Source organism: Streptomyces sp. NPDC050738 (assembly GCF_040654175.1).
In the GTDB taxonomy this organism is placed as follows: Bacteria; Actinomycetota; Actinomycetes; order Streptomycetales; family Streptomycetaceae; genus Streptomyces.
Map to the genome: position 1 here is coordinate 16,801 of NZ_JBFAHN010000005.1, position 18,204 is coordinate 35,004.

General features: G+C 73.0%; 14 protein-coding genes and 1 pseudogene. 5 read left to right on the forward strand and 10 right to left on the reverse strand.

The window, feature by feature from the left end; translation table 11 throughout:
- Window positions 1–53: 53 nt before the first annotated feature.
- The 4 genes from AB0H78_RS14440 to AB0H78_RS14455 are packed head-to-tail and all read right to left on the reverse strand — an operon-like array spanning window position 54 to window position 4,026.
- On the reverse strand, window positions 54–659 hold the full coding sequence (locus AB0H78_RS14440) for an ATP/GTP-binding protein (RefSeq protein WP_363234699.1): 606 nt from the start codon (window positions 657–659) through the stop codon (window positions 54–56).
- Complete coding sequence (locus tag AB0H78_RS14445; RefSeq protein ID WP_363234700.1) at window positions 640–1,023, reverse strand: DUF742 domain-containing protein; 384 nt, start codon at window positions 1,021–1,023, stop codon at window positions 640–642. Before AB0H78_RS14445 ends, AB0H78_RS14440 begins: the two co-directional genes overlap by 20 nt.
- A 10-nt stretch (window positions 1,024–1,033) precedes the next feature.
- A complete protein-coding gene (locus tag AB0H78_RS14450; protein WP_329114179.1) occupies window positions 1,034–1,471 on the reverse strand; it encodes a roadblock/LC7 domain-containing protein in 438 nt (145 codons plus the stop codon).
- Window positions 1,468–4,026 (reverse strand): nitrate- and nitrite sensing domain-containing protein, encoded by a 2,559-nt coding sequence (locus tag AB0H78_RS14455; RefSeq protein ID WP_363234701.1) that lies wholly within the window; start codon window positions 4,024–4,026, stop codon window positions 1,468–1,470. Before AB0H78_RS14455 ends, AB0H78_RS14450 begins: the two co-directional genes overlap by 4 nt.
- 340 nt (window positions 4,027–4,366) lie before the next feature.
- On the opposite strand from AB0H78_RS14455, the pseudogene AB0H78_RS14460 reads away from it, so the two are divergent.
- Window positions 4,367–4,753, forward strand: a pseudogene (locus tag AB0H78_RS14460) (hypothetical protein); the annotation flags it as partial.
- A gap of 59 nt (window positions 4,754–4,812) precedes the next feature.
- Here the strand turns inward: AB0H78_RS14460 and AB0H78_RS14465 are convergent.
- From AB0H78_RS14465 to AB0H78_RS14475, 3 genes are read right to left on the reverse strand one after another with little or no spacing between them, the layout of a single operon-like run.
- Entirely contained in the window at window positions 4,813–9,486 is a 4,674-nt protein-coding gene (locus AB0H78_RS14465) for a hypothetical protein (protein WP_363234702.1), read from the reverse strand.
- Window positions 9,487–9,506: 20 nt separating this feature from the next.
- Window positions 9,507–10,418: a hypothetical protein gene (locus AB0H78_RS14470; protein ID WP_363234703.1), complete on the reverse strand. Its 912-nt coding sequence runs from the start codon at window positions 10,416–10,418 to the stop codon at window positions 9,507–9,509.
- A gap of 58 nt (window positions 10,419–10,476) precedes the next feature.
- Entirely contained in the window at window positions 10,477–12,030 is a 1,554-nt protein-coding gene (locus AB0H78_RS14475; RefSeq protein ID WP_363234704.1) for a hypothetical protein, read from the reverse strand.
- Window positions 12,031–12,189: 159 nt separating this feature from the next.
- Between AB0H78_RS14475 and AB0H78_RS14480 the strand changes: the two genes are divergently transcribed.
- From AB0H78_RS14480 to AB0H78_RS14495, 4 genes are read left to right on the forward strand one after another with little or no spacing between them, the layout of a single operon-like run.
- Entirely contained in the window at window positions 12,190–12,837 is a 648-nt protein-coding gene (locus AB0H78_RS14480; protein WP_363234705.1) for a GntR family transcriptional regulator, read from the forward strand.
- Window positions 12,834–13,592 carry a 5-oxoprolinase subunit PxpA gene (locus AB0H78_RS14485; RefSeq protein WP_363234706.1) on the forward strand — a complete coding sequence of 253 codons (759 nt, stop codon included), beginning with the start codon at window positions 12,834–12,836 and terminating at the stop codon, window positions 13,590–13,592. The genes AB0H78_RS14480 and AB0H78_RS14485 overlap by 4 nt, the downstream gene beginning before the upstream one ends.
- An 8-nt stretch (window positions 13,593–13,600) precedes the next feature.
- Entirely contained in the window at window positions 13,601–14,224 is a 624-nt protein-coding gene (locus AB0H78_RS14490) for an allophanate hydrolase subunit 1 (protein WP_363235146.1), read from the forward strand.
- Window positions 14,221–15,084 (forward strand): biotin-dependent carboxyltransferase family protein, encoded by an 864-nt coding sequence (locus tag AB0H78_RS14495; RefSeq protein ID WP_363234707.1) that lies wholly within the window; start codon window positions 14,221–14,223, stop codon window positions 15,082–15,084. Before AB0H78_RS14490 ends, AB0H78_RS14495 begins: the two co-directional genes overlap by 4 nt.
- Here the strand turns inward: AB0H78_RS14495 and AB0H78_RS14500 are convergent, their stop codons facing one another.
- The 3 genes from AB0H78_RS14500 to AB0H78_RS14510 are packed head-to-tail and all read right to left on the reverse strand — an operon-like array spanning window position 15,085 to window position 18,196.
- Window positions 15,085–15,930 carry an SGNH/GDSL hydrolase family protein gene (locus tag AB0H78_RS14500; RefSeq protein WP_363234708.1) on the reverse strand — a complete coding sequence of 282 codons (846 nt, stop codon included), beginning with the start codon at window positions 15,928–15,930 and terminating at the stop codon, window positions 15,085–15,087.
- Window positions 15,927–17,078, reverse strand: a complete 1,152-nt coding sequence (locus AB0H78_RS14505; protein WP_363234709.1) for a glycosyltransferase — start codon at window positions 17,076–17,078, stop codon at window positions 15,927–15,929. Before AB0H78_RS14505 ends, AB0H78_RS14500 begins: the two co-directional genes overlap by 4 nt.
- Window positions 17,075–18,196 carry a glycosyltransferase family 1 protein gene (locus AB0H78_RS14510; RefSeq protein ID WP_363234710.1) on the reverse strand — a complete coding sequence of 374 codons (1,122 nt, stop codon included), beginning with the start codon at window positions 18,194–18,196 and terminating at the stop codon, window positions 17,075–17,077. The genes AB0H78_RS14505 and AB0H78_RS14510 overlap by 4 nt, the downstream gene beginning before the upstream one ends.
- Window positions 18,197–18,204: the final 8 nt, after the last annotated feature.

Here is an 18,204-nt window from a genome sequence, read left to right on the forward strand (position 1 = left end):
GAGCTGCGGCCCGTACCCCGGTCGGCGGGGGTACGGGCCGCATCGGCGCGTGCTCAGGTGGTGGCGTGCTCACGCGCCCTGCCCGCCTGGGCCATGGCGTGTTCGACGACGGCGATCAGCACCGCCTTGACCGACTCGCGGTCGCGGGCGTCGCACATCATCACCGGCACGCCTGGGTCGAGGTCGAGCGCCGAGCGGATCGAGTCCCCCGGGTAACGGTCGGCCCCGTCGAAGCAGTTGACGGCGATGGTGAAGGGGATGGAGCGCCGCTCGAAGTAGTCGACGGCGGCGAAGCAGTCCTCCAGGCGGCGGGTGTCGGCGAGGACGACGGCGCCCAGCGCGCCCTGGGCCAGTTCGTCCCAGAGGAACCAGAAGCGGTCCTGGCCCGGCGTACCGAAGAGATAGAGCACCAGGTCCTCGCGGAGCGTGATGCGGCCGAAGTCCATGGCGACGGTGGTGGTGCTCTTCTGTTCCACACCCTCGACCGAGTCGACGGGCCGGCCGGCCTCGCTGAGCCTCTCCTCGGTGCGCAGCGGCCTGATCTCGCTGACCGCGCCCACCAGGGTGGTCTTGCCGACTCCGAAGCCGCCCGCGACCAGGATCTTGAGCGTCACCGGCTCGATGGACGGCGTTCTGCGGCTAGAGCGCCCGAAGGCCATTGATTACCTCACGGAGGATGCTGACGTCCGGCAGTTCGGCCGGCGGTACGGGCTGGGTGACATGGACGAGTTCGTCGTCGACGAGATCGCCGACGAGGACCCTGACCACGCCGACGGGCAAATCGAGTCCCGCCGCGAGCTCGGCGATGGACTGCGGTGCGTCGCTGCAGCGCTCCACGATGTCCACGTGTTCGGGCGAGAGCCGCTGGTCCCGGCCCGGGTCGTCCGCCGCGGGCTCCGGGACGACCAGGGCGATCAGGTCGAGCCGGTGCCTGCTCGCGCTGCTGGTACGGCCGCGCGTCATCGCGTACGGACGGACTACAGGTCCCGCGTCGTCGTCGAACCAGTGGGCCGGATCACTCATCGCATCCCACTCACCCTCCGGCTATCAGGCCGGAACGTGGCGCGGTCGCGAGGTGGGCGCCGACGCGCTTGACCATCAGCGTCATCTCGTAGGCGACCAGGCCGACGTCGGAGTCGGCGTCGGAGAGCACGGCCAGACAGCTGCCGTCCCCGGCCGCCGTGACGAACAGGAAGGCGTCGTCGAGCTCGACGACGGTCTGGCGGACCCTGCCCGCCTCGAAGTGGCGGCCGACCCCCTTGGCCAGGCTGTGGAAGCCCGAGGCGACGGCGGCCAGGTGCTCGCTGTCCTCGCGGGTCAGCTCCTTGGAGGCGCCGGTGGGCAGACCGTCGCCGGAGAGCACCAGCGCCTTGCGGATGGAGCCGACTCGCTGGACGAGTTCGTCGAGAAGCCAGTTGAGCTCACCGGAGCTCCCTGTGGCGTTCTGTGCTGCGGCGTTCGATGCGGTCATCGACCGGTCCCCTCCGATGTGTTTCCTGGTGCTGTGTCGGCCGGGCCGCCGGTGACGTGCTCACCGTTCTGCTCGCGGCCCCGTTGCCAGCCGCGCTGGAGCGAGGCCATCCGGCTGCGTACTTCGTCTGCGTCGCGTTCGGTGTCGTCGATGATGTCCGCGGGCGGTTCGCTCGCGGCCGCTTCCCTGAGCTGCGGCGCCAGGTTCGCCTGGCGCACCCTGCGGGGCAGGGCGTCCACCGATGCGGCCGGTACAGGACCCGTCGCGGGCTCGGCGGCCCGGGGAGCCGGTACGTCCACCCGCCGGCCGTGGTCGGAGACCAGGGTGGGCGGCTGCGGTTTGCGGCGCCTGGGCAGCAGCGGCACGGTCGCGTCGGGGCGTGCCGACTCGCTCGCCCGGGGTGCCTGGTCGGGCGCCTGCTGGTGCTGTTCGCGGCCGCGGAAGATTCCGCCCGGCTCGCTGTCCTCGTCCCCGAAAGGTGTCTGCTCGTACGACAACACGTCGATGGGCGGCTCGAGTTCGACGGGCCCGTCGATGACGGGCAGCGGGCTCTGGAGCCCGGCCGGGACCGGGGACAGCGCGCCACGCGCCTTCGGCTCGGCGGCCGGTCCCGGGGCCTTGCGGTCGAGACGGAAACCGACGCCGTTGGTGTCGATGTCGGCGGCATCGGTGAGCAGGGCGACCGGGATGAAGACCACGGCGGTCGTCCCCCCGTACGGCGACTGCTGCAGCGAGACGCGGACGTTCTGGCGCTGGGCGAGACGGCTGACCACGAAGAGGCCGAGCCGGTCGGTGTCGGAGAGCTCGAACTCGGGGGTCTCGGCGAGCCTGAGATTGGCGTCCAGGAGTGTTTCGGCGGGCATGCCGAGGCCGCGGTCGTGGATTTCGAGAGTGAAGCCGTTGGCCACGCGCTCGCCGTGCACCTGGACCGCTGTGTGCGGGGGCGAGAACACCGTGGCGTTCTCGAGGAGTTCGGCGATCAGGTGGGTGAGGTCGGCGACCGCGGGGCCGCCGACGCCGATGCGCGGGAGCCTTCGTACCTCGATGCGCTCGTAGTCCTCGACCTCGGCGACCGCCGCCCGTACGACGTCCATCAGCTGGACCGGCTTGCGCCACTGGCGGGAGGGCGATGCTCCGGAGAGGATCACCAGGCCCTCGGCGTGGCGGCGCATGCGGGTGGTGAGGTGGTCGAGGCGGAAGAGGTCGGCGAGCTCCTCGGTGTCCTCGGTGCGGCGCTCCATCGTGTCCAGGAGGGTCAGCTGGCGGTGCAGCAGGACCTGGTTGCGGCGGGCGAGGTTGACGAAGACCTCGGAGACTCCGCGGCGCATGTCGGCCTGGCGTACGGCTGCTTCGACCGCGGCGCGCTGGAGGGTGTTGAGGGCCTGGCCGACCTGGCCGACCTCGTCCTTCTCGTAGTCCAGGCGCGGTGCCTCGGTCTCCACGTCGACCAGTTCGCCCGACGCGAGACGGCGCATCACGCTGGGGAGGCGCACCCCGGAGACCTCGTGGGCCTCCTTGCGGAGGCGGCGCAGGTCGCGGACCAGTTCGCGGCCGATGCGTACGGACACGATGAGGGAGACCGTCAGACCGGCGATGCCGAGGGCGGCGGCGACCGCGAGTTTGACGATGACGTTGACGGCGGCCGGTTTGACCCGGTCCTTGAAGGACGCGCGCGCGTCGGTGCCCATCCGGTCGAGGTCGCTGAGGGCCGTCGACGCGGTCGCCTTCCAGCGGTCGGCGGGGATGGAATGCGCGGCTCCGGCCGATCCCGCGGTGAAGGCGTTGGTCTCGGCGTTGCGCAGGGAGACCGTCCTGGGGCCCTTCCAGTACGCGTTGAAGGCGTCGCGGTCATGCCGGGGGAGCTGGGCCAGGCTCACGGTGTAGTAGACCGTCCGCGCGGTGGACAGGTCCTCCATGTCGCGCAGGTCCCTGGGGTCCATGCGCCCGGCGACCAGTGCGGAGCCGAAGAGCGCGTCCTCGCGGGAGAGTGCCTCGCGCGCCCGGCTGATGCCGATGAGTGCGCGGGCCTGCTTGTCGAGCTCGGAGTTGTTGAGCGTCGGCAGGGCGAGCAGGAAGTCGAGGACCGGGTCGACGAGCCGGTTGTACTGGGCGTAGGCATCGCGACGGGTGACCGAGTGGTCTCCCGCGTTCTGCCGCAGCGCGCCGAGGGCCGCGAATCCGTCCAGGATGGAGCTCAGTTGATTCGCGTCGCTCTTCGAGAGGTCCGAACTCCCGTCACTGTGCTCCGCGTTGCTGCGCAGCGTGGCGAGGACCGAGTCGGTGGACAGGCGCTGCTGCCGCAGGGCGGTGAGGACGTCAGAGGCCCCCGGGTCCGCGAGATAGCGCAGCGTCAGTGCCCGTTCTTCCTGGATCTCCTGGACGGAGTCGACGAGGGGGTAGCCCACATCCTCAACGATGCTTCCCGTACGCATCAGTTGAAGGGCGTCCCGCCCGGTGAGGAAAACGGCGAAGGCCCATATTGCCGTCAAAGCGACAAGTGGGACCAGCAACAACGCCACGATCTTCCGGCGGATGGACTTCCCGCGAAAGCGCATGGCCTCCCCCAGCTCAACCCCGCGAGGCGGGGTGGTAATCCGGCAACAAACGGCGTGAGCCTACTACTGCCACACAGGTAACTCGAAGACACGTCCGGGCCATTTTCGGCCAATGGCACGGCTGTTGACCATATGCCACCTGCCTCACACCCGCTTTGTGGGGATGGATGACCGGGATTGTCCCTGGCCGGGAATTTTCGGAGCGGGCCGTTCGTCTTTCTGTACGAGGGACGGAGCGGCGCGTAAAACGTCGCAAGCCGGGCAGCCGTAGGGGTGTCGGACTGCGCCGGGGAGTGAGGGGTCCATGAGCTTCGAAGAGGGCGGCGAAAGGGACACGCTGCGTCCGCTGTGGGTCGAAGAGCCCGCTGTGCGGCCACGGTTGCCCGATCCTGTGCGTACGTCAGCGGTGCGCGCTGTGCTGATCGTCTCGTTGACGACGATCCAGGCGATGGTGGCGTTCCTGTCGACCATCACCGGCTCCTGGCTGGCTTTCCCGATGGTGGTGAGCAGTGTGGCCAGCACGGTGGTCGCGACCTGGAGCGTGCTGGACGTCTGGGTCACGCGTCAGGTGTGGAACCAGCGCAATGGTGTGGTGTCGGTCCCGAGCAGTACGGCACGACGGCTGCGGCGCGAGCGCCGCCAGGCCCGGGGGGCGGCGCGACAGGAAGTGCGGGACGCCGAGCGGATACGCCGGCGGGGCTCCGGCCGGCTGTCGCCGCAGTCCTGAGCACCGCCGGGTCCCGCCGGGTCCCGCAACGGGTGTGATGCGGGCGCCTGCCCGCCCGCTCAGGCGTCCTGCCCGGCGGCTGCCGTGGTGCGCTTGAACATCCGCGTCGCGGTGATCTCGCCGTGCACGACCTCGCCCTCGGGGTCCTGCTGCGGCAGTCCGGGCCGCAGGTGCTCCTCCACGCTGATGTACTTCAGCCCGGCCCTGAGGTCCGCGTCGTTGCGCAGCCGGATCACCAGGGGGAACTCCGCGAGCGCCGTGGTGTCGAAGAGCCCGGTGGTGTAGAGCAGTTGGACGCCCAGAGCGTCGGAGACCGCCCGCTGGAGTTCCAACAGATACGTGGCGTTGGCGCGGCCGATCGGATTGTCGAGGAAGAGCGTTCCCGCGTGACGGTGCTTGTCGCGGCCACGGTCGTTGGAGCGCAGAGCGGCCATCGTGCAGTACAGGGCGATGGCGGCGGTCAGCAGCTGGCCGCCGGAGAAGACGTCGCCCATCTGCCCGACGGGGACCCGCTCGGCGCGCAGTACCGCATCCGGCTTGAGGATCTCGACGGCGATGCCCTTGGGCTCCAGTGCTGCCTGAACACCGCGCAGCAGCAGCGACATTCCGTCCCTGCGGCCCTCCGCGTGGGTTGCCGCCGCGTTCTTCTTGAGGGCGGCGCGGGTCGCTTCGTCGATCACTTCGCCGAGGCGCTCGGTGAGGGTCGCCTGGTCCGGCTCCTCGAAGCGGATCCGCAGGAACTCCTGGCCCGACCATTCGCCGAGGCCTTCGGGCAGCTGCGAGAGCCGCTGGGCGGAGCGCAGGGTGGTCAGCGCGGATTCCACCAGGCCGCGCAGCCGGTCGACGATGGAGTCGCGGTTGCGCTCCAGCTGCTCGAGTTCGTCGGTGAGGACACGCAGCCGGGGTGCGAAGGCCGCGGCCCACTTCTCGGCGTGCTCGGGCAGCGCGGAGGCGGGGAGTTCGCGGATCTGCTGGCGGGCGGGGGTGCGCACCTGCTCGTAGCGGGTGGAGTTGGCGTGCCGTACGAGGATGTCGCTCGCCTCCCGTACGGCACCTTCGGCCGCGGAGAGGTCTGCGGAGCAGCCGCGCAGTGAGCGGCGGGCCTCGGTGGCGGATCCACGCGCCTCGTCCAGAGTGCCGGGGTACGGCTCGGGGGCTTCGTCCGCCTCGTCCTCGTGGTGGTCCCGGAGCAGATCGCGCAGCAGGGCCGCGGTCTCCTCGAAGCCGCCCGCCGCGTCCTCCGACACCCGGTGTGCGTGCAGCAGTTCGGCGTGGGCGGCGCGGGCCGTCTCCAGTGCGTCGGTGCAGGCGGCCAGTTCGGCCGTGGCGGTCCGCAGCAGAACCTGGGCGGCATCCGCGTCGGCCGGCACCTTCTCGTCGGGAAGCCCGGTGTGCATGTCCTGGCCGTCGGCGGGGGCGAGGCGTTCGGCCTCGCCGCGCAGCCGCCCGAGGTGCTCGCTCGCGGTCGAGGCCCTGGTCTCCAGCATCTGCACGAGGGATTCGGCGCGGGCCGCGGCCGCCTGCCGGGACGGCCCGTCGGCGCCGTCGGTGGATTCGAGGAGCTGGGCGGCGCGGGTGCGGACCTTGTTCGTCAGCCGGTCGAGCTCGGCGAGGGCCGCGCTCTCGTCGCTCTCTGCCCTGGCCTGCTCTGCTCGGAGGTCGGCGCCCACCCCGACCTTCTCGTACAGCTGGGACGCGGCCCGGTAGGCCTCGCGCAGGGCGGGCAGGGCCGTGCGCGGTGCGCCGGGCTCCGGGTCGGGGATGTTCTCGGGCACACCGGCGATCTCGGCACGCTCCGCGCGCAGGGCGCGGGCCGTGCGGTGCGCGTCGTCGGCGGTGCGCTGGGCGGCCCTGCGGTCCTCGTCGGCGGCCCTGGCCCGCTCCAGACAGGTGGTGGCGCGCGCCTCCGACTCGGCTGCCTCGTCCGCCAGTTCGCGGAGTTTCGCCTGCCATCCGGCGCGCTCGCGCAGCCGGAAGGCCAGCCCGGCCAGCACGTCGGCCACGCGCCGTGCGCGCTGCGCGGTGTCCTGGCGCTCGTCCCGTACCCGCGCGGCGTCGGCGGCGGCCTCTTCGGTCTCCGCCCGTACGGTACGGGCCTCGGCGAGGGCGGCCTCGGCCGTCTCGGCCGTCGCGCGGGCGGACCCGGCGGTCTCCGCGAGCTCGGCGAGCATCCCGGGCGGGCAGTCCGCGCGCCAGGAACCCAGCCGGGCGGCGAGCGTGCGGTCGCCCGCGAGCCGGGCGGCGAGGGTACGGATCTCCTCGTCGCGCTCGGCCGTACGGGAGCGGAGCGCCTGACGCTCCTCGTCGGCTGCGTGCTCGTCGTGCATGGCCGGATTCGGCGGTACGAGGAAGACATCACCGTCGACGCCCGTCCCCGCCCCGGGAACAGGCGCCAGGAGGGCGGCGGTGGTTCCGACGGCGACGGCGGATCGCGGCAACAGGGCCGCGCCGCTGAGGACTTCGCGCGCCCGGGTGTGCGCGGCGGCGTCGGTGATGACCACACCGTCGACCAGTTCGGGGCGGGCGGCGAGGACCGCGGCGTGGTCGGCCGGGTCGACGGCCTGGGCGAGGTAGCGCCAGCCCGGCAGAGCGGGAATGCCGTGCTCGCCGAGGTACTCGACGGCTGCCAGGACGTCGGGACCGGCCGGCAGCAGCCCGCCGTCGCCCAATGCCCCCAGGATCCGGGCGTCGTCGGCGGCAGCCGTGCGCAGTTCGAAGAGCTGCCGCTCGGCGCCGGTGACGCCCGTCTCCAGCAGGCTCCGCAGCTCATCGGCGCTGCGGTCCAACTCCTCTGCGGTGAAAGGCACTTCGCCGCTGACGGCAGCACTCTCGGCGCCTTCGGTGTCCGCCGTGCCACGGCGGGGCCCGGGAAGCCCGGCGGCGACCGCCGGCGGCAGGCTGAGCAGTTCGCCCAGGCGGGCGTCCGCCGCGATGGACTGTGCCGTACGGCGCTCCGCCTCGTACGCATGCTCGGCGGCGGTCGCCGCGTCCGCGGCCCGGGCGGCCACGAGAGCGGCGCGGTTCTCCTCGGCTGCGGCTTCCTTGGCGCGGTCGCCCGTCGTACGGGCCGCCTCGCGTGCCGCGTCCCAGGCCGCGACCGCGGTCTTCTCGGCGTCGCTGGCCGCCAGCGCGGCGCGGGCCGGGTCGGCGTCGGGGGCGGTGTCGTCGAGCCATCCCGCCCGTACGGCCTCGGCGGTCTCCTGCTCGACTTCGGCGAGCCGCTGACGCAGGTGACCTGCCTCGCTGCGGGCGCGCTGCGCCTCGGTGGCGGCCGCGGTGGCATCGCGGTGCGCGGCCTCGCCGGCCTCCTGGAGTGCGGCGGAGCGCTCCTCCTGCTCGCCCGCGACACGCTCGCCGCCCTCGGCGGCCGTGTGCAGTGCCCGTACGAGGTCGACGGCAGCGGTGGCGCGTGCGGCCAGCGCGGGCGCGGCGTCCCGCTCCGCCTCGCGGATCGCCACGGCGACCCGGGCCGAACGGTCGGCGGCCGCACGGGAGCGGAGGACGACCTCGGCCGCCTGCCAGGCGGAGTGCAGCGTGCGGGCGTCGGCCAGTTCCTTGCGCTGCGCCGCGGCGGACTTCTCCGCGACGGTCAGCGCCAGCGAAGCGTGCCGGTAGGCGAGTTCGGCGGCGATCAGCGAGCAGCGGCCCCGGACCGACTCGGCCTCGGTGACCGTGTGGGCCGCGGAGGTGACCTGCTGGGCGAGGTCGGCGGCGCGCCCGCGCTCCTCGGCGGCGCGGGCCGAGAGCCTGCGGGCAAGGGTGCGTGTACGGCGCTCGGAGCCCGCGTGGATGTCCCTGGCCCGCGCGCGGGTGGCGGTGGCCTCCACGATCCGGCCGAGGAGGTCGACGGAGCCTGCGGTGAAGTCCCGTTCTGCGGTGAGTTCGGCGCGCCGGCCGAGCTTGTTGCCGAAGCCGCCGACCAGGTCGGCGAGGCCGTCGGTGTCACGGGTGTCGGTGACGGCGCGCAGCAGCAGGTCGGTGAAGTCGGAGTCCTTCTTGACGGCGAAGAGGCCCGCCGCCTCGCCCTCGTCGGCGTTCATCTCCCGCTGGTAGCGGAAGAGTTCGGGGTCGAGACCCAGGTGGCCGAGGTGCTCGTTCCAGCGGTCGTGGATCTCCTCCCAGTGCACGTCCAGATGCGGGTAGGCCTTGCCGGACTCGGTGATCGCGTCGCGGAAACCCTTCATGGTGCGGCGCCGCCCGCGCGCCCCCGAAGCACCTTCCACCGGCGGTCGTACGGCGGTGGATTCGGCGACAGGCAGCGAGTCGAGGCTGAGTCCGGGCCCGGGCCTGAAGGAGTACCAGCCCTCTGCGAACTTCCGCGGGTCGTTGGAGACCTGCCGCCCCCGCCATTCGCTCGCCTTGCCGACGACGACCGTCTCGCCGGTGATCGTGTGCTGCCACTCCAGCGCGACATGCCCGCAGTCGTCGGCCAGCAGGAACTTGCGCAGGACGCCGGAGCTGGCGCCGCCGAGGGTGTTGCGGTGACCGGGCAGCATCACCGAGAAGATCAGCTTCAGCAGTACGGACTTGCCGCCGCCGTTCTCCAGGAAGAGCACTCCGGCCGGGGCGGGCCGGCGCGGCGGGCCGACCGGCTCCTCGGCGAAGAACTCCGCCTGCGCGGGCGCCGGATGGGGCACGGGCGCGCCCACTCCGCGCAGGTCGAGGACGGTGTCGGCGTAGCGCGCACCGGCAGGTCCGATGGAGTAGAGACGGACCCGGGACAGCTCGTACATGGCGGCGGACTCTCGTCAGTTCAGGAGTGGAAGGGCAGACCGGCGTCGGCGGCCAGTTCGAGGTCTTCGGGGTCGGACGGCATGACCAGCGTGGCGGTGCCGTCGGTCACCGTGACCACACCCAGTTCGAGGAGTTCGGCCATGGCGGCGGTGCCGGCCATGTCGCGGACCTGGAGCTGGTAGCGGGCGGTGGTGCGGTACGCGCCTCCGGCGTCGTCACCGGTGCGCTGCAGGAATCCGGAGTCGGTGAGGAAGGCGACGGCCTTGCCCACGATCCCGGTGGTGGATCCGGCGAGCCGCCGTGCGTCCTTGGTGGCGCCGGTGGCGCTGCGCCGGGCGTAGATCCGCCAGGCCGCTTCGAGCCCCGGGGCCTCGCTGGCCGGGTCGGTGTTCTCGCCCAGCTCGTCGGCGCGCTCCTCGAGGCGCCGGCAGGCCTGGCGTACGAACGCGTCGACGCCGTTGACCGTGATGCGCCCGATGTAGCCGTCGTCGGCGAGGTCTTCGGGGCGGGGGAAGGACATCGCGGCGACGGCCAGGTGGGCGAGCCCGTGCAGGAAGCGGTCGGCGGAGTCCGCGGCCGTGCGCCGGGCGTAGTCGCCCATCCGTACGGCGAAGACCGAGTCCTCCCCGGCCGTCACGGCCATCCCTGCCCGGGTCGAGACTTCCAGGACGATCAGGCCGAGGCCGGCCGCGACCGCGTCCGCGAGCCGCGCGAAGGCGGACTCGTCGCGGTAACGGCGCAGCAGCTCCGCATAGTCGGCGTCGCGCGCGGGCTGCAGCTTGGGCTGGAGCCCGAAGGCGACGAGCCGCGCGGCGTCCGCGGCATCGGCCGGCGTGACGGCGGCGGGTGGTGCGGGAGTCCGGTGGGCCTCCACGGTGTCCGTGGTGGCCGGCTCGCTCCACGCGGTGTGCTCGGCGTGGCTCTCGCTCACGGCTGCGGCTCCTCGGTCATGTCCGTACTGGCATCTCGGTCGTGTACGCAACTCATGCTCATGCCGCCTCCGTCCGGCCCGCGGCCATCGAGGCCGTGTCGAGGAGGGCGGTCCCCACGATCAGGTCGGCGCCGCCGAACTCGGGGTCGTCGAGTTCGGTCCCGTCGTCGACGGCGAACAGCAGCCGCTCCTCGCCCTGCCGGTAGGCGGTGCCGACCGGCGGGCTGGCCGCGTGGATCGCCAGCAGGGCCACCAAATACGGCAGTTCGGGATCGCGCCTGCGCGCTTCGGCGAGCAGACCGGAGAGCCTGCGCGGTGCGTCGTGCTCCAGGTCGAGGAGCTCCATGGCGCTCGCGAGCTGCTCCTCGCTGAAGCGGCTGTCGTCGGGGGTGGCGATCAGATCGGGCTCGGGCATCTCCGCGCCCAGGTGTTCGCGCTCGGTCGGCGGGGTCAGCAGTATGTCGACCAGGTCGCCCATGCGTACGGACACGGGGGTGCGCAGCCCCGTGCCGCGCGCGAAGAACGCGTCCGTGACCCGGCGCGCCTGTTCCACGGGCAGCGGCAGCAGGGGCGCGAGGAGCTGTCCGTACAGGTCGAGACCTGCACTCGTGGTGGGTGCGGCGAAGGCCTGCCGGTCCTGCTCGGCGCGGAACAGCGGGCCCGCTTCGAGGAGCCTGGACTGCAGCTGGGTGTGGCGGCGGATGCAGTCCTTGACGATGTCGACCAGCTCGGCGGCCCGCCGTTTGTGTTCCGCCGTCTTCGGGTCGAAGCCTGTCTCGGCCTCGTCGCGCGCCTTGCGGATGTTGGTGAGGATCGCGTTCTCGTGGCGGTACCGGTCGGCGACGTGGTCGAGCGCCTCGGCGATCATGTCCGGGACGGCGTTGAGCCAGTCGACCGCGCGCACATTGCGCCGGGTCGCCTCCAGGGTCCTGCGGAGCGTCTCGGCGTACTGCACGGTGCGGTATCTGGCCTGCTCGGCGGCGAGCTGGGCGTCGGCGAGCCGTCCGCGGTTGATCAGCACTTCGAGCTTGACCTCGGCGGCGATCTGGGCGCTGGTCACATCGGTGTCGAGCGCGCCGACCAGTACGTTGACCGCCTCGTCGGTGGTGCGCAGATAGACGGTGCCGCCGTGGCCGGGCACCTCCTCGACGAGCTTGAAGTCGTAATCGCGCCGGGTGTACGCACCGTCGGGCCCGAACGTCCCATAGACCGCGCGGAAGCCCCGGTCGACGCTCCCCACATTGATCAGGTTCTCCAGGACCCAGCGGGCGACCCGTTCGTGCTCGGCGGCGGGACGCCCGGGGGCCTGGGCCGCGACGCGCGGCAGCAGCCTGGCGATTATCTGGTCGTGGTCGGCACCGGTGTCGAAGTCCATGTTGAGCGTGACCAGGTCGATGGCGGCGAGCGCGACCTCCGCCATCGCATAGACCGAGTACTCACCGGCCAGATTGGCCTTGCGTACGTCGAGGTCGTGCAGTGGTGCGGTGCACGCGAGCGCACGAAGGCGCCGCGCGAGCCCTTCGTCGGCGGCCGGGCCCTGTGCGGGCCGCGGCCCCGCGCTGAGCTGGGGCGGAATGAATTCCGTCGAGGCGGTCGAGGCAGGCGATGTCACGACGGACAGATTAGGTCCTCCCACTGACAACGGTCGAAACGGCGCGGATGGGGCAGCTCACTCAAACGATTCGGCAGCCGGCGGAACCTCGCCCGCGACAGGCCTGCCGCGACCGGGCTAAGCTTTTGTTGAACAATCCCACGGCGTCCCGGAGTCCCCATGGCGAGCACCGCACAGCGCACCGCCGACCTCCTGCGCGAGCGCATCGCCCAGGGGACGCTGACCCCGGGGACGCGGCTTTCCGAGGAAGCGCTGGGCGAGGCGATGGGCGTCTCGCGCAACACGCTGCGGGAGGCGTTCCGGCTGCTCGCCCACGGCCGTCTGGTCGCCCATGAGCCGAATCGCGGCGTTTTCGTCGCGCGGCCGAGTGCTGCCGACATCGCCGACATCTATGCCGTACGGACCGCCCTGGAATCCGCGGGCGTACAGGCGGCGAAGACAGCCCCCGCCGCATACCTGCACGCCGTGAGCGCGGCCGTCACCGACGGCGAGAGCTGCGCCCAGGCGACCGACTGGCCCGGTGTCGGCACCGCCGACCTCCGCTTCCACCAGGCGCTGGGCGCCCTGGCCCGCAGCCCGCGCACCGACACCTGTCTGGCCGGACTCCTCACGGAACAGCGCCTCGCCTTCGTCGCCACGCCGTCGCAGCGTCTGCTCCACGAACCGTTCCTGGGCCGCAACCGCACCATCGCCGACCTGCTGGCCGCAGGACGTACGGCCGATGCGCAGGACGAGCTGCACCGCTATCTCCAGGACGCCTGCCGGACCGTCCTCGACGCGCTCCGGCTCCAGGAAGGACCGAGATGACCACGATCGACCTCAACGCCGACCTCGGCGAAGGCTTCGGCCGCTGGACGCTCACCGACGACGAGGCCCTGCTCTCCGTGGTCACCAGCGCCAACGTCGCCTGCGGATTCCATGCGGGCGACCCGTCCACGATGCGCCGCGTCTGCGAACTGGCCGCCGAGCGCGGAGTCCGGATCGGCGCGCAGGTCTCCTACCGCGACCTGGCGGGCTTCGGGCGGCGCGCCATGGACGTCCCCGCGGGCGAGCTGGCCGACGAAGTGGCGTATCAGATCGGCGCGTTGGAGGTTTTCGCGCGCGCGGCCGGATCCCGGGTCGCGTACGTCAAACCGCACGGCGCGCTCTACAACCGCACGGTGCACGACGAGGACCAGGCGGTTGCCGTCGTCGCGGGAGTACGGATCGCGGGCGGCGGGCTGCCGGTGCTCGGCCTGCCCGGGTCGCTGCTCCTCGCCGCCGCCGCGAAGGCCGGGCTGCCGCCCGTCGAGGAGGCGTTCGCCGACCGCGCGTACACCGCCCGGTCCACGCTGGTGCCGCGCACCGAGCCGGGTGCGGTGATCCACGACGGCGACGCGGTCGTCGCCCGCGCGCTGACCATGGCGCGCGACCGGTCGGTGACCGCGATCACCGGCGAACCACTCGCCGTGCACGCGAAGTCCCTGTGCCTGCACGGCGACACACCCGGCGCGGCCGCACTCGCCCAGCGCGTGCGCCGCGAACTGACCGCAGCAGGCGTCGAGTTGGAGCCTTTCGCGTGAGCATACGGATGAAGACGCTGCCCATGGGCGAGCACGCCCTGCTCGTCGAACTCGGCTCGGCCCAGAACGTCGAGGCACTCCATGCCGAGCTGCTCCGCCGCCGGGATGCCGGCACGCTCCCCGCCGTACGCGACATCGTCCCCGCCGCCAGGACCGTTCTCCTCGACGGCCTCGACCGGCCGCGCGAACTGGCCGGGCAGCTGGCCCACTGGGACATCCCCGCGCTGTCCGCGGCGGACGGCCCGGAGACCGACGTCCCGGTGCGCTTCGACGGCCCCGACCTGGCCGAGGTCGCCGGCCTCTGGGGCGTCTCCCCCGACGACGTGCCCCGCATCGTCACCGGCACCGCCTTCCGCGTCGCCTTCTGCGGATTCGCCCCCGGTTTCGGCTATCTCACCGGTCTCCCCGCCCGCTTCCACCTGCCCCGCCGCGCGACCCCGCGGACCGCGGTCCCCGCCGGATCGCTCGCCCTCGCAGGCGAGTTCGCGGGTGTCTACCCCCGCTCCTCCCCCGGCGGCTGGCAGCTGATCGGCTCCACGGACACGGTCCTCTGGGACTCCTCGCGCGAGCCCGCGGCGCTCCTCTCGCCCGGCACGCGCGTCCGCTTCACCCTGCTCGGGGCGGCGCGATGAGCCTCGAAGTCGTACGCCCTGGAGCCCTGACCACGGTCCAGGACCTGGGCCGGCCCGGCCACGCGCACCTGGGTGTCCCGCGCTCGGGCGCCCTGGATCCCCGCGCGCACCGCCTCGCCAATCTCCTGACGGGCAACGCCCCGGAGGCGGCCACCCTGGAGACCACGGTCGACGGCACCGCCCTGCGGGCCGCGGTCACCGTCACGGTGGCGGTGACGGGGGCTCCCTGTCCGGTACGTGTCGACGGCCGGCCCGCGCCCTGGGGCGCCGCGTTCCGCGTCCCCGCCGGATCCGTCCTCGATGTGGGCCGCGCCGTGACGGGCGTACGGAGTTACGTCGCCGTCCGCGGCGGCATCGACGCCGAACCCGTACTCGGCAGCCGCGCCACCGACCTCCTGTCCGGCCTGGGGCCCGCACCGCTCACCGCAGGCCTGACGCTGGGGCTCGGCGCCCCGCACGCGCCCTCCACCGGCGTCGACGCGCTCGCGACGCCCGCACCGCCCGCCGAGCTCGTCCTGCCGCTGCACCTCGGTCCGCGCGACGACTGGTTCGCCCCACCCGCCGTGCGGAATCTCGCGCGGGCCCGCTACCAGGTGTCCTCGGCGAGCAATCGCATCGGACTGCGCACCCAGGGCCCGCCCCTGAAGCGCAGCAGAACCGGCGAACTCCCCAGCGAGGGCATGACATTGGGCTCCGTCCAGGTGCCGCCCGACGGTCTTCCTGTCGTCTTCCTCGCCGACCATCCCGTCACCGGCGGCTATCCGGTGCTCGGCGTGGTCCCCGAAGAACACCTCCCGGCGGCCGCCCAGGCCGCACCCGGCACCCCCGTGATCTTCCTGCCCCTCCTCCGTCGCACCTGATCAGACCGCCTCAGGACCCGGAAGCGCGGACAGCGCGGACGCCACCGCGTGCGCGGTCCCCAGATCGAGCCCCAGGCTGGTGCCGCGCGCCCGGTGCCGTATCTCCTGCGCCGTGAGCCGCATCAGCTGCGGCAGCAGATCGGTGCACCGCCGCGCCAGCCACCCCGTCCCCGCCGTGGCCAGCCACAAGAGGCTCGCCGACCGGGTGGGTCCGGACTGCTCCGGTTCCGACGCCGGTGCCTCGCCCAACTCGAGCCCCGCGTCGGCGAGTCGCGCATGGAACCGGACCGCCAGCATCCGGTGCCCCCGCTCCCCCGGATGCAGCCGGTCGGCGCTCCACATCGTCCGGTCGCTCACCCACTCGCCGTCGGCAGCATGCAGATGCACGGCTCCGTACCGCCGCGACAGCTCGTGCACGACCGCGTTGACGGCGTGCTGCCGTCTGGCCAGCGGCCGCCCGAGCACACCGGGCAGGCCCAGCATCGTCCCGGGATCGGGCAGGCACGCGGTCATCAGCAGCGCCCCGCGCGAGGCGAACTCCCCGCAGAGCAGGTCGAGTCGGGCCGCGACCTCGTGGATGTCGAAGGTGCAGCGCAAGGTGTCGTTCACCCCGACCACCACCGACACCAGATCGGGCCCGAACTCCAGGGCGGCGGGCAACTGCCGTGCCACCACATCGCCGGTCTGCGCCCCGCTCGCCGCGAAGTTACGGAACTCCACCGGGCTTTCGGCCGGTGCGAGCCCGGCGGCGAGCAGCGCCGCCCACCCGCGCCAGCCGCCGTCCACCGGATCTCCGACCCCTTCGGTCAGCGAGTCGCCGAGCGCCGCGAAGCGGAACGTCTTCATCGCACCTCCCCCGTACGGACCCGCTCCGGCGCCTCGTGCGCCGCGAGAAAGGCATCCACCGACCGCTGCCACCCGAAGAGTTCGGCGCGCGCCCGGGCCGCCCCGCGACGCGACGCCGCGTCCCGCCGAAGCAGCTCCTGCACGGCGTCGGCGAAGCCCCGGCCGGTGTCCACGGCGGCCACCCCCGCGTCCCCCACCACCTCGGGCAGCGCCGAGGTGGCACTCGCGACGACCGGCGTGCCGCAGGCCAGCGACTCCAGCGCCGAGAGCCCGAAGGTCTCGGCGGGCCCCGGTGCCAGGGCGATGTCAGCGGCGGCCTGCAGATCCGCCAGTTCCTCCCGGTCGGCCACATGCCCCAGGAACACGGCGGGCAGCCGCTCGACGCGGGCCCTGCGCTCCAGTGACCTGCGCAGCGGCCCGTCCCCGGCCACCACCAGCGTGGCCCGCACGCCGCGCCGGCGCAGCACGCGCAGCGCGTCCAGGGCGATGCCCGGCCGCTTTTCGACGGACAGCCGCGAGCACAGGACGAGCAGCACCGCACCGCCGCGCACATGCCGGGCCCGCAGCACGGCACTGCGCCGCCCCGGCCTCCACCGCCGCAGATCGACGCCCAGTGGCGCTCGCAGGACATTGCGCGCCCCGATCCTCACGAACTCGCGCTCCGCCCACTCCGTCGTGCACACGATGCGCGAATAGGCCCACGCGCTACGGCGGTTGAGCCGGTCGGCGGCGCCCGCGGCCACACCCGGCGGCACTCCCCAGGTCCGCAGCACCCCGTCGGCGGTCTCGTGCGAGACCATCACCGAGGGCACCCTGCCGCGCCGCGCCCACTCGCCCGTCCACCGCAGCGTCGTACGGTCAGAAACCTCGATCCGGTCGGGCGCCAGCCCTTCGAGGACCGCGCGCACCCGCTGCCGGTCGGCGAGCACCCGGTAGCCGCCGGTTCCCGGCAGCACCGGCCCCGGCAGGGTGATCACCCGCCCCTGCGCGGTCAGTTCGTCGCTCTCGTACGCACCCGGAACCACCAGCACAGGTTCGTGACCGGCCGCCAGATACCCCTTCCCCAGCTCGGCCAGCGCGGTGCGCAGACCGCCCGAGGCCGGAGTGACGAAATTCGCCAGCCGCACGATGCGCAGCGCCCCGCTCATGCCGCAACCGCCGTCCGTGCGGCCAGCACCTCGGCGTAGTGGCCCAGCAGGGCATCCCCCACGGCCGCCCAGGTCCGCCCCTCGACCGCCGCGCGGCCCGCCGTTCCGTAGGCCTGCCTGAGCCCGGGGTCGCCGGAGAGCGCCCAGACGGCGGTCCGTACAGCGTCGGCGTCCCAGGGCGGCACCAGCAGTCCGGTCCTGCCGTGGTCGACGAGGTCCATCGGCCCGCCGGCGGCGGGGGCGACGACGGGCACTCCGCTCGCCATGGCCTCCTGCACGGTCTGGCAGAAGGTCTCGTACGGTCCGGTGTGCGCGAAGACGTCCAGCGAGGCGAAGATCCGGGCGAGTTCGCCCCCGGTCCTGCGCCCGAGGAACACGGCGCCCGGCAGCGCGGCCCGCAGCGACGGCTCGCTCGGCCCGTCGCCGACGACCACAAGGCGTATGCCCTCGAGCCCGCAGACCCCGCTGAGCAGCTCGACGTGTTTCTCGGGGGCCAGTCGCCCGACGTAGCCCACGATGAGCTCCCCGCCCGGCGCGAGCTCCCGGCGCAGCGCGGCGCTGCGCCGCCCGGGCCGGAACCGATCGGTGTCGACGCCACGGGGCCACAGCCGCACGCGCGGCACCCCGTGCGCCCGCAGCTCCTGGAGGGCCGCCGTCGAGGGGGCGAGAGTCCGGTCGGCGGCGCTGTGCACGGCACGGATGCGCCGCCAGGCGGTGGTCTCCCCGGTGCCCAGATACGTACGGGCATAGCCGGCCAGGTCGGTCTGGTAGACGGCGACGGCCGGAATCCGGAGCCGTGCGGCGGCGGCCATACCGCGTACGCCCAGGACGAACGGGCTGGCCAGATGGACGAGTTCGGCACGGTGCGCGACCAGTGCCGCGGCGATCCGCCGGGTCGGCAGCGCGAGGCGTACCTGCGGGTATCCGGGCAGCGGCACGGACGGCACACGTACGACAGGGCAGGGTGCGCCGGCATCAGCGGCGGCTGTGGCCGCTGCCGGGGCTATGACGAGCGGTTCATGACCGCGCGCGGTGAGGTGTGCGGCGGTCTGCAGGGTGCAGTGGGCCACACCGTTGACGTCGGGCGGGAAGGATTCGGTGACGATGACGACACGCATATGTGTGT